Origin of the sequence: Pseudocitrobacter corydidari (genome assembly GCF_021172065.1) — a bacterium.
GTDB classification, from domain to species: domain Bacteria; phylum Pseudomonadota; class Gammaproteobacteria; order Enterobacterales; family Enterobacteriaceae; genus Pseudocitrobacter; species Pseudocitrobacter corydidari.
Window position 1 is genome coordinate 3,576,189 of the sequence record NZ_CP087880.1, and the last position, 11,584, is coordinate 3,587,772.

11 protein-coding genes, 1 pseudogene and 1 riboswitch are annotated in these 11,584 nt (G+C 52.8%); of the genes and pseudogenes, 8 read left to right on the plus strand and 4 right to left on the minus strand.

Annotation, left to right across the window (positions count from 1 at the left end):
• Positions 1–33: 33 nt before the first annotated feature.
• Positions 34–807: an NAD(+) diphosphatase gene (gene nudC, locus G163CM_RS16620; RefSeq protein ID WP_015966376.1), complete on the minus strand. Its 774-nt coding sequence runs from the start codon at positions 805–807 to the stop codon at positions 34–36.
• A 96-nt stretch (positions 808–903) separates the two neighbouring features.
• Between nudC and G163CM_RS16625 the strand changes: the two genes are divergently transcribed.
• The 8 genes from G163CM_RS16625 (at position 904) to G163CM_RS16660 (ending at position 8,843) form a co-directional block, all read left to right on the plus strand.
• On the plus strand, positions 904–1,392 hold the full coding sequence (locus tag G163CM_RS16625) for an Rsd/AlgQ family anti-sigma factor (RefSeq protein ID WP_015966377.1): 489 nt from the start codon (positions 904–906) through the stop codon (positions 1,390–1,392).
• A gap of 50 nt (positions 1,393–1,442) precedes the next feature.
• Positions 1,443–1,552: riboswitch (TPP riboswitch) on the plus strand.
• An 86-nt stretch (positions 1,553–1,638) separates the two neighbouring features.
• On the plus strand, positions 1,639–3,534 hold the full coding sequence (gene thiC / locus G163CM_RS16630) for a phosphomethylpyrimidine synthase ThiC (RefSeq protein ID WP_231825680.1): 1,896 nt from the start codon (positions 1,639–1,641) through the stop codon (positions 3,532–3,534).
• Complete coding sequence (gene thiE / locus G163CM_RS16635; RefSeq protein WP_231825681.1) at positions 3,534–4,169, plus strand: thiamine phosphate synthase; 636 nt, start codon at positions 3,534–3,536, stop codon at positions 4,167–4,169. The genes thiC and thiE overlap by 1 nt, the downstream gene beginning before the upstream one ends.
• The gene (locus G163CM_RS16640; protein ID WP_231825682.1) at positions 4,162–4,914 is read left to right on the plus strand and encodes a HesA/MoeB/ThiF family protein; all 753 of its coding nucleotides are present in this window, start codon (positions 4,162–4,164) and stop codon (positions 4,912–4,914) included. Before thiE ends, G163CM_RS16640 begins: the two co-directional genes overlap by 8 nt.
• Positions 4,898–5,098, plus strand: coding sequence for a sulfur carrier protein ThiS (gene thiS / locus G163CM_RS16645; RefSeq protein ID WP_015966381.1), 201 nt, complete (start codon positions 4,898–4,900; stop codon positions 5,096–5,098). The genes G163CM_RS16640 and thiS overlap by 17 nt, the downstream gene beginning before the upstream one ends.
• Position 5,099: 1 nt before the next feature.
• Positions 5,100–5,870 (plus strand): thiazole synthase, encoded by a 771-nt coding sequence (gene thiG / locus G163CM_RS16650; RefSeq protein WP_231825683.1) that lies wholly within the window; start codon positions 5,100–5,102, stop codon positions 5,868–5,870.
• Positions 5,867–6,997: a 2-iminoacetate synthase ThiH gene (gene thiH, locus G163CM_RS16655; protein WP_231825684.1), complete on the plus strand. Its 1,131-nt coding sequence runs from the start codon at positions 5,867–5,869 to the stop codon at positions 6,995–6,997. Before thiG ends, thiH begins: the two co-directional genes overlap by 4 nt.
• Positions 6,998–7,301: 304 nt before the next feature.
• Positions 7,302–8,843, plus strand: a complete 1,542-nt coding sequence (locus G163CM_RS16660; protein WP_231825685.1) for a sensor domain-containing diguanylate cyclase — start codon at positions 7,302–7,304, stop codon at positions 8,841–8,843.
• A 346-nt stretch (positions 8,844–9,189) separates the two neighbouring features.
• Here G163CM_RS16660 and G163CM_RS16665 read toward each other — a convergent pair whose 3' ends face one another.
• The 3 genes and pseudogenes from G163CM_RS16665 to G163CM_RS16675 all read right to left on the minus strand — a co-directional run bounded on the left by G163CM_RS16665 (position 9,190) and on the right by G163CM_RS16675 (position 11,561).
• Entirely contained in the window at positions 9,190–9,618 is a 429-nt protein-coding gene (locus tag G163CM_RS16665; RefSeq protein WP_231825686.1) for an ankyrin repeat domain-containing protein, read from the minus strand.
• 12 nt (positions 9,619–9,630) lie between these two features.
• A pseudogene (locus tag G163CM_RS16670) lies at positions 9,631–10,728 on the minus strand (RHS repeat-associated core domain-containing protein); the annotation flags it as partial.
• A gap of 278 nt (positions 10,729–11,006) precedes the next feature.
• On the minus strand, positions 11,007–11,561 hold the full coding sequence (locus G163CM_RS16675) for a hypothetical protein (protein ID WP_231825687.1): 555 nt from the start codon (positions 11,559–11,561) through the stop codon (positions 11,007–11,009).
• Positions 11,562–11,584 lie beyond the last annotated feature (23 nt).

Sequence of the window (11,584 nt, forward strand, 5' to 3'; positions counted from 1 at the left end):
CTTGAGCTCTTTCACGCCAGTGTAACATGAGTGTCACTCATACTCTGCCCGGCAGAGTGCGACAGTATCTTCAATCAGTCGACGGGCGACGGTTCCCGGCGGCGGCAGTAACGGTAAATCGTCATAGCGATACCAGTTGGCTTCCAGCAGCTCTTTGGGGTCGATCACGATATCGCCGCTGTCATACTCGGCCATAAACGCGGTCATCAACGATTGCGGGAACGGCCATGGTTGAGAGGTGACATAACGCAGATTTTTGATTTTGATACTGCTCTCTTCCATCACTTCGCGCGCAACGGCCTGCTCCAGCGTTTCGCCCACTTCAACGAACCCGGCCAGCACGGTGTGAACGCCGTTGCGATGACGCGTATGCTGTGCCAGCAGAATGGTGTCATCGCGACGAATGGCAACGATGATACAGGGCGCGATCTGCGGATAGTAGCGTTGGCGGCAGTGGTCGCACAGCATCGCCCATTCGGTTTTACTGGGATGCATGGTATGCCCGCAGTAACCGCAGAATTTATGCGAACGATAAAACTCGGCCAGCTGCACGCCGCGCCCGGCAAGTTGAAAAAGCCCCACATCCTGGTCGAGAATTTGCCGCAGCGAGCCCATATCATGACGACGCTGTTGCTGAATCAGCCACACCGGCGAGCCCTGCCATTCACCAATCAGCAGCGCGCGTTGCCCCGCAAGATCGAAATTTCCCGCTTCGCCCCAGGGTAATTCTCCGCCCGGCAGCCATAATTTTTGTTCATGGCTGACAACCCACCAGCCGATGTCTAATTTTTCAATTATACGATCCATATCTATTGCACTACCTTTGCTTCACTGGCATGTTGTTTACATTGTCGTTACATCTTAGTGCGCAGTCTTTAAATCCACTTGTGCGGAGTCAATCACATGTTAAACCAGCTCGAAAGCCTGACGGAGCATGTTGGAGGCAGTAACAAACTGGTCGACCGATGGCTCAACATTCGCAAGCAATTGCTTATCGCATATTCCAACCTGATTGGGATTAAGCCTGGCAAAGAATCGTTTATACGGCTGAATGAAAAAGCACTGGATGATTTTTGTCAGCGACTGGTGGACTACCTCTCCTCCTGCCACTTCAGTATTTATGAACGCATTCTCCATAAATTGGAAGGTGACGCCGCGCTTTTAACCGCCACCAAAATTTGGCCCAAGCTGGAAGCCAACACCCAGTTGATCATGGACGCCTACGATTCCAGCTTGGAGACGGCCATCGATCACGATAATTGCTTTGAATTTCAACAAGCATTGTCGGATATTGGCGAAGCGCTGGAGGCACGTTTCGTGCTCGAAGATAAGCTTATTATGCTCGTGCTGGATGCAATGCATGAGAATGCCGGGATCAAACGTCCCGCTTGAGATTTTACGCATTAACGCGTAGTTTACATTCATCGTCCCATTTATGGGGCTACATCTTGTCGGAGTGCCACGTGTGAAAACACAGGCTGAGACCGTTAATTCGGGATCCGCGGAACCTGATCAGGCTAATACCTGCGAAGGGAACAAGAGTAATTCAGCTTTATGCCTCTGCCCTCACGGGCGCTGTGCATCCATTACTCCATCCGTCGTCTGACAAGCCATATCCTTTTTTATTTGGTATGCGCTATGTCTACAACAAAACTGACTCGCCGCGAACAACGCGAACAGGCTCAACGCTTTATTCATACTCTGGAAGGCACCGCTTTCCCTAACTCGCGCCGTATTTATCTCGCCGGTACACAGCCTGGCGTACGCGTGCCCATGCGCGAAATTCAGCTTAGCCCCACGTTCACTGGCGGCAGCGAGGATAATCCGCAGTACGAAGAGAACGAAGCAATTCCAGTGTATGACACCTCTGGCCCCTATGGCGATCCAGCCGAAAAAATCGATATCCGCCAGGGCCTGGCCAAACTGCGCCAGCCGTGGATTGACGCGCGCGCCGATAGCGAAACCTTAACGGCCCGCAGCTCCGCCTATACTCAGGCCCGCCTTGCGGACGACTTCCTCGACGAACTGCGCTTCAACAGCCTGCTGACGCCAAAACGCGCATTACCCGGCAAACGCGTCACCCAGCTGCACTATGCGCGACAGGGAACCATCACCCCGGAAATGGAATTTATCGCCCTGCGCGAAAACATGGGGCGCGAGCGTATTCGCAGCGAAGTATTGCGCCAGCAGCATCCGGGGCAAAGCTTCGACACACTGCTACCGCAAAACATCACGCCTGAGTTTGTCCGTGCCGAAGTGGCGGCAGGCCGGGCGATTATCCCGGCCAATATAAATCATCCGGAATCGGAACCGATGATCATCGGGCGTAACTTCCTGGTGAAGGTGAACGCCAATATTGGTAACTCCGCAGTGAGCTCCTCGATTGAAGAAGAGGTGGAAAAACTGGTGTGGGCGACGCGCTGGGGCGCCGACACGGTGATGGACCTCTCCACCGGGCGTTACATCCACGAAACCCGCGAGTGGATCCTGCGTAACAGCCCGGTACCGATCGGCACCGTGCCGATCTACCAGGCGCTGGAGAAGGTTAACGGGATCGCCGAGGATCTGAGCTGGGAAGCGTTCCGCGACACGTTGCTGGAACAGGCTGAACAGGGCGTAGACTACTTCACCATCCACGCGGGCGTGCTGCTGCGTTACGTGCCAATGACCGCTAAACGCCTGACCGGTATTGTGTCACGCGGCGGCTCAATCATGGCGAAATGGTGCCTCTCGCATCATCAGGAAAACTTTCTTTATCAGCACTTCCGCGAAATTTGTGAAATCTGCGCCGCCTATGATGTGTCGCTGTCGCTGGGCGACGGCCTGCGTCCTGGCTCGATTCAGGACGCCAACGATGAAGCCCAGTTCGCCGAGCTTCACACGTTGGGCGAGCTGACCAAAATCGCCTGGGAATATGACGTGCAGGTGATGATTGAAGGGCCCGGCCATGTGCCGATGCAGATGATCCGCCGCAATATGACTGAAGAGCTGGAGCACTGCCACGAAGCGCCGTTTTACACACTGGGGCCGCTCACTACCGATATTGCCCCAGGCTACGACCATTTCACCTCCGGGATTGGCGCGGCGATGATTGGCTGGTTCGGCTGCGCGATGCTCTGCTACGTCACGCCAAAAGAGCACCTCGGCTTACCGAATAAAGACGATGTGAAGCAAGGACTTATCACTTACAAGATCGCCGCCCACGCGGCAGACCTGGCAAAAGGTCACCCCGGCGCGCAGATCCGCGATAACGCCATGTCGAAAGCGCGCTTTGAATTCCGCTGGGAAGATCAGTTTAACCTGGCGCTCGACCCCTTCACCGCCCGCGCCTATCACGATGAAACGCTGCCGCAGGAATCGGGCAAAGTTGCCCATTTCTGCTCGATGTGCGGGCCCAAATTCTGCTCCATGAAAATCACCCAGGAAGTGCGCGATTACGCGGCGAAACAGGCCGCAGAGACCGGGATGAACGAGATGTCCGGTCAGTTCCGCGCCCGGGGTGGCGAACTCTATATCCCTCAGGAGAATTTATAATGTACCAGCCTCATTTCCCCCCGGTTCCTTTCCGTTTGGGCCTCTACCCGGTTGTTGATAGCGTGGAGTGGATCGCGCGTTTGCTGGAAGCGGGCGTACGCACCATTCAGTTACGCATTAAGGACAAAAAAGACGACGAGGTAGAGGCCGATGTGGTGGCCGCGATTGAACTCGGGCGCCGCTATAACGCGCGGCTGTTTATCAACGACTACTGGCGTCTGGCGATTAAACACCAGGCTTACGGCGTACACCTGGGGCAGGAAGATTTGGAAACCACCGATCTCGATGCGATTCGCGCGGCCAACTTACGGCTTGGCGTATCAACCCACGATGATATGGAAATTGACGTAGCGCTGGCGGCGCAGCCTTCGTACATCGCGCTGGGTCACGTGTTCCCAACGCAAACCAAGCAGATGCCCTCCGCGCCGCAGGGGCTGGAACAGCTCGCCGCGCATATTAAACGCCTGGACGATTACCCCACCGTCGCCATTGGCGGGATTAGCCTTGAACGCGCTCCGGCCGTGCTGGCGACCGGTGTCGGCAGTATCGCCGTCGTGAGCGCGATTACGCAAGCCGCAGACTGGCGCGATGCCACCGCGAAACTGCTGGCGCTGGCGGGAGTGGGCGATGAATGATCGCGATTTCATGCGCTACAGCCGCCAGATGTTACTGGAGGATATCGCCGTGGAGGGCCAGCAAAAACTGCTCGCCAGCCGGGTGCTTATCGTCGGACTCGGCGGCTTAGGCGCGCCTGCGGCGCTGTATCTTGCCGGTGCGGGTGTCGGCACGCTGGTGCTTGCCGACGATGACGAGGTGCATCTGAGCAATCTGCATCGTCAGATTGCCTTTACCATGCCCGACATCGCGCGCTCAAAAGCAGAGGCAACGCGCGCGCGGTTGGCGGCGTTAAACCCGGATATCACTCTTAAAACAATCACCCAGCGGCTGGCGGGCGATGCGCTAAAGCAGGCGGTGCAAAACGCGGACCTGGTGCTTGATTGCACCGATAACATGGCGACGCGTCAGGCGATTAACGCCGCCTGCGTGGCGCTGAAAACGCCGCTGATTACCGCCAGCGCGGTGGGCTTTGGCGGGCAGATGATGGTACTGACGCCGCCGTGGACGCAAGGCTGTTACCGCTGCCTGTGGCCCGATGACGCCGAACCGGAACGCAACTGTCGCACGGCAGGCGTCGTCGGCCCGGTCGTGGGCGTCATGGGCACATTGCAGGCGCTGGAAGCCATCAAGCTGTTGAGCGGGATGCCCACCAGCAATACCTTGCGTCTGTTTGACGCACGCACCCACCAGTGGCGAAACCTGGCGCTGCATCGCGCGGCGGGCTGCCCGGTTTGTGGAGGCCGTCATGCAGATTCAGTTTAATGACGAATCGATGCAGTGTGCGGACGGGCTCTCCGTCAGCGCCCTGCTCACCCAACTGGAACAGTTAAAGCCGGGCGTCGCGCTGGCGCTCAATCAGCAAATCCTTCCGCGCGAGCGTTGGGAACATCACATTGTGCAGGACGGCGATCGGATCCTGCTTTTTCAGGTTATAGCCGGGGGCTGACATGTTACGCATTGCCGATAAAATCTTTGATTCTCATTTGTTTACGGGTACCGGGAAATTTGCATCATCAAAAGTGATGGTCGATGCCATTCGCGCATCGGGCAGTCAGCTTGTCACGCTGGCGATGAAGCGCGTCGATTTACGCCAGAATAACGATGCCATTCTGGAACCGCTGCGCGAAGCGGGCGTCACGCTGCTGCCGAATACCTCCGGCGCGAAAACGGCGGAAGAAGCAGTATTCGCCGCGCAGTTAGCCCGCGAAGCGCTGGGCACAAACTGGCTGAAGCTGGAAATTCACCCTGACGCACGCTGGCTGTTACCCGACCCGATCGAAACCCTGAAAGCCGCTGAACTGCTGGTGAAAGAGGGTTTTGTGGTGCTGCCGTACTGTGGCGCAGATCCGGTATTGTGTAAGCGTCTTGAAGAAGCGGGATGCGCCGCTGTGATGCCGCTGGGGGCGCCGATTGGTTCGAATCAGGGGCTGGAAACCCGCGCGATGTTAGAGATTATTATCGCTCAGGCGAATGTTCCGGTAGTGGTTGATGCGGGCATTGGTGTGCCAAGCCACGCCGCGCAGGCGCTGGAGATGGGCGCCGACGCGGTGCTGGTAAATACCGCCATTGCCGTTGCCGATGATCCGGTGATGATGGCGCACGCGTTTCGTATGGCGGTCGATGCCGGTATTCTGGCACGCCAGGCAGTACCGGGCGCACGCCGCACGCACGCCGTCGCCACCAGCCCGTTAACCGGTTTTCTGGAGGCCAGCGTATGAGCGCCTTTAGCGATCGCTGGCGCGAGCTCAACTGGGACGATCTGCGCCTGAAAATCAGCAGTAAAACCGCGGCCGACGTTGAACGCGCGCTGGCCGCCCGTCATCTGACGCGCGACGATATGATGGCGCTACTCTCTCCCGCCGCCGCCGATTATCTCGAACCACTGGCGCAGCGCGCGCAGCAACTCACCCGTCAACGCTTCGGCAACACCGTCAGTTTTTACGTGCCGCTTTATCTTTCGAACCTCTGCGCCAACGACTGCACTTACTGTGGTTTCTCCATGAGTAATCGCATCAAGCGTAAGACGCTGGACGAAACTGAAATCGCCCGCGAATGTGCCGCCATCCGCGCCATGAATTTCGAGCACCTGCTGCTGGTGACCGGCGAGCATCAGAGTAAAGTCGGGATGGACTATTTTCGCCGCCATCTTCCCGCCATCCGCAGCCAGTTTTCCTCGCTACAAATGGAAGTGCAGCCGCTCTCTACCGAAGAGTACGCGGAACTGAAAACGCTGGGGCTGGATGGGGTGATGGTGTATCAGGAGACTTACCACGAGGCGCAGTACGCCCATCATCATCTGAAAGGCAAAAAGCAGGATTTCTTCTGGCGGCTGGATACACCGGACCGCCTGGGCCAGGCAGGGATTGATAAAATCGGCCTCGGCGCGCTGATTGGCCTGTCGGACAGCTGGCGGGTGGATTGCTTTATGGTGGCCGAGCATTTGCTGTGGCTTCAGCACCACTACTGGCAAAGCCGCTACTCTGTCTCCTTCCCCCGCCTGCGTCCGTGTGCGGGCGGCGTAGAACCCGCGTCCCTGATGGATGAAAAGCAGCTGGTACAGGTGATTTGCGCGTTTCGCCTTTTCTCACCGGAAATTGAGCTGTCGCTCTCCACCCGCGAATCGCCATGGTTCCGCGACAACGTGATCCCGCTGGCAATCAACAACGTGAGCGCCTTTTCTAAAACGCAGCCCGGCGGATACGCTGACGATCATCCGGAACTGGAGCAATTTGCCCCGCACGATGCCCGCCGACCGGAAGCGGTGGCGGATGCCTTGCGCGAGCGTGGTTTACAGCCGGTGTGGAAAGACTGGGACGGCTGGCTGGGACGCGTCTCGCAACCCTGAAGAGAGCGATGTAAGGGCATGATTTTGTCTGCGAAGAGACTCGCAGCGCAGCACATTGCGCGTTGTTGAAAAGCACGTGGCGGAATACGCTAGCCCTCGTCAGCAGGATGTTGACCAGGGCGGCTCTTCCTTCCTCTACCGCCCTGCCTCTCTTACGCTTTTAAGATAATCGGCAACTATTTTTGCGTCTCTGATTTGATTACCCTATAAACAATAAGGAAAGCATAACTTTTATATATCGCCGCACAACACCTCCTGGCCCCTTATACTTTTGCCATTCACCTTCTGGAACGAAGAAAACGTTATGAGTACTCATAGCAGGAAACTGTCGTTTACCACGCCGATAATCATCAGTTTCGCCGGTATCCTTTTGAGCTTCCTGGTTATTGCCACCCTGGTGATGCTCAATCAGCGTAAAGATATCATTGAGGATTACCACCATATCAACCGTAACTTCACCCACAACATGGCGGTGAATTACATGGAATCGATCCTGCGCGAAGATGATTATATTTTAAGCCGCGCGACAACCTTTCTATCGAACAATGAACAGCTGGATAACGTCGTTAATCGCGATCCGGAGAAAGGCACCGAGCTGATGATGCACCTGCTGGCGCTGATGCCGACGGTAACGTCCATCTCTGTCGCCGACCCTAATGGGAATTATTTGCGCGTCCCACAGGTGATGGCGACGTCCGACAGTGGGGAGTTCAATGCCACAACGCGTCCCTGGTTCCGGGCGCAGGGTGACTCTGGGTTATTTGCGCGCTATACGCAGCCTTATACGGACTACTTTACCCGCGAAACCACCATCACTATGGCCAAGCCTGTCGTTTCTCCGGATGGGAAATTGAAAGGAACGCTGGCATTTCACCTGGATTTGCCGTCAATGAGTTATACCCTGCGACAAATGCAATCACCGGTCAGCGGGGAATTTTTTGTGGTTAACCGCGACGGTAAGGCCGTGCTTCACCCGGATACCACCCGCCTGTTCAGTAATATGGTGCCTGAAAAGCTGATGGACCAAATGACCAATGCGGAAGGGGAAATCCACGACGGTAAGAGTAAAACCTGGCTCTACTATTACTCGTTCACCAATCCCGACTGGTTCGTCATTTATAAAGTCTCCGACCATACGCTCGCCGACCTCGCCCATCACGAGACAGTGATTGTGGCCTGGGGATTTGCCGTCGCCGCCTTTGTCATCATCGTCTTTGCCCTCTATTTGCGCCACGCCTCGCGTACCGTGCTGATGAACATCATCAATGCTATCAAAACGGGCGACGTTAACCGCGCGCCGAAGCTTGAAGCGATGTTAAGCAAAGCCATTGAAACCAACAAAGAACGCGAAATTGCCTACGTCCGCCAGGCCACAATCGATGCCCTGACCGGCTGTAAAAACCGTCGCGCCTTCGACAGCGATATCGCCGCGCTGATGAACGATCATCAACCTTTCGCACTGGCGCTGGTAGATATCGATAACTTCAAGTCGATCAATGATACCTGGGGCCACCTGAACGGCGATATCGTACTGCGTAACGTCGCACGCGAAGGGATACAAATTCTGCAACCGCATGAGATTTCGATTTATCGCTATGGCGGCGAAGAGTTTGCCGTAATTTTCCCGGCAACGTATATCGATTCTGCCCGTACCCTGCTGGAAAACTGGCGTGAGAAAGTCGCGCAACGCACGTGGCGTGAAGAGGGGCTCACCGTGACCTTCAGCGGCGGACTGGGCGAATGGAATATGGAATCGCTGGAACAGCTGATTGTTAGCGTTGATGAAGCGCTTTATAAAGCAAAACAGCAGGGGAAAAACAGGATTTTGCGCACGACTGCTGCATGATTCTCTGTTCAGTTATTGTAGTGGCCGGTTGTATTGTGCCACTACAGTAGTTGTCCCGGCGGGGGGGGGATGTGCTATTGCCGAAGCTGCGCATGATTGTTAATGTCGTAATTATATGTACCCACTAACTCACGCTGTATTATCTTTTTTCCTTTAATAGATTTCCTACCGTAATGGAATTGGAAGTCGACGGGTTAATGCAAAACGTTCCATTTTGAATTTTATCCCCACCAACTAGATCGACTGCTGATATAGCGAAACCCTCAGCAGAAGCGGCCATCATAGAAGACGCTGCTCCAAGGACAACTCCCCACGCCATTCCGTTGTACCTTCGCTGTTTATGTCTCTATGTGTTTTTATTAGATTTCTTTATGATTAAATTTATAATTTCTTTTCGGTTATTTCTTTTTGCTATATCAAGCGGCTTTTCTCCTGATTCATTTTTTATATCTACATTTACGTTATGATTTAATAGCAGTTTAATTGACTCCATTTGATCGAATAGCACTGCATGATGCAATGGAGTATTACCCAAATCGCCAACTGAGTTTACATCGGATCCTAATAAAATTAATTTATTCATATCTTCTGTACTTCCTTGCCATGCGGCAATATGCAGCATGGTATCACCAGATAACCCATGCTGATTTACATCTATTATTTGCACATCCCAAAATTCACTGCTTTTTTGATATTTCTCAAAAATTTCTTTCGAGTTAATATCAGATGCTTTTTTCTTGATAGACATTAACTCTTGAAATGTTTTCCCACCCATTACATTACCTCTTTAGTTAAGTTTGTTCGATTTATCTATACAGGTTTTATTATATTCTCCCTTGAAATTGTTTATCCGATTCTCCCAAGAGGAAATTTTATCATCATGACGACCAGGAAACCATTTATAATCCCAGTCATTATATAAATCAATACATTTCTGAGCATGGTTAATTGTATCAGATAAAAATGCACAACGATTCTCATAACGCTTTCTGAATGGATCTGGCTGCTTATTATCACAAAAGGTTTTCGCCTTCTTATATTCTCGATCCTTCTGCAATTCTGCTTCATTCCTCGCATCTTCCTGAGTATTCGGACGATTATCAGTCTGTCGAGATTGTAGAGCCTGAATTGTTGAACCCGCCCCTAAAAGAAAAGAAAGAAATATTCCACCTTCAATTATACAAAGATCCTCCACACACAAACCTAATGAGTCTGTATATTTAATCGGATTCAACGGATAACTATAAAAATTCCATCCACCTTTCAGCCCTATCGGATCCTGTGTGATATATCTTCCCAACAACGGGTCATAGTACCGGTTCCGGTTATAGCACAGTCCCGACTCCTCATCGTGCTGCTGGCCCGGCAGGCGGTATGGCTGGAACAGATGATGCGGGTTCTCCTCATTCAGCTGGTTGCCCCATTCATCATACTCCCCGCGCCACACCGTATTACCGTCTTCGCTGATGAGCGCCAGCGGCAGTCCACGGTGGTCGCAGTGATAAAGATGAACGTTTCGCACTGGTGTATATTCCGGCTCCATCTGTCTGGCCAGTTGCTCCACCGTCAGCCCGCACTGTGCCAGCCACGCATGGCTTTCACTGCTCACGCGGTCTGCCCGGATTTCCTCCTCCAGCGTGTCCAGCAGCCGCACCAGTTCAGCCGGGAACACCACACCGTGGCCGTCCTCGCTCCCTTCCTGCTGTAACTTCTCCGCCAGGCTGCGGCGCTGCGCTTTATGCAGCTCACCATTCTCTGTTTCAATTCTGATGAGCGGCGTGAAGCTCCCCGGCTGGGAGACCGCCTTTCCCCACGCATCGTACTGTGTCTCGCTCCGGTTGCCGTCCGGAGAAATGACCGCTGTCAGGTCGCCTGCGGCGTTGTATTCGTAACGGGTTTCATGGCCCTGCGTATCCTTTGTCGAGATTAACCGCCCACGGTTGTCTTAAGTAGTCGGGGTTGTTTGGAACCGACGTCCGACAGCAGATCTTGGTGGGTCTGCCACCACCTCTTCAAAAGCTTATGCTTATTACATACAAAATGTATTATTTTGCATCTTTGCATCTGCGGCATGAATTATTATTTTCCTGCACCGCAATTTCACACCACTCTGTTCTGCGTCACGACTGAGCGCAATATTAATAGAAGTCATGGAGATGTCTTTTATTTATTTTCCTTAGCTGCCAGGTTTGGTATTTTTTTTGTTAATATCTGAAGTATCTCATTAGTTACATTTGAATTATAAAAGTACTCATCCCTTAGAATGTCTGATATATGCTGCAACACCGCCAAATCATCACTACTTTCAACCAATGCCTTCATGTATTCCATTAATTCCACTGAGCTAAATATGCGCATCAACAACTCATCTAATTCAAAACTACATCTCTCACACAAATTTGTAAAATGAGATTTTATCACGCGACCAATAACATTTTTCTGCTCACAATTAAAATCAACAATGCTAATTGAACGAACAAACTCAAAGAAATTATTTTGTTTTGTAATCCTCTCACTAGAAAGCATAGAACTAATAAAATCAACTTCATCATCTGAAACAATCAACTTGACCGGATACATTCTTGATAATATAAAAAGAGCCCTTCTTAGATTATTATCATCAAGGCTCTCAAAATACAACTTTAAATCCCCACCAATACTCCCCCCCTGTAAAATCATTTCAATTTCATTTTTTAACAAAATATCTTTTCCGCTCATACACGACCTCGTTCAATTAGAAA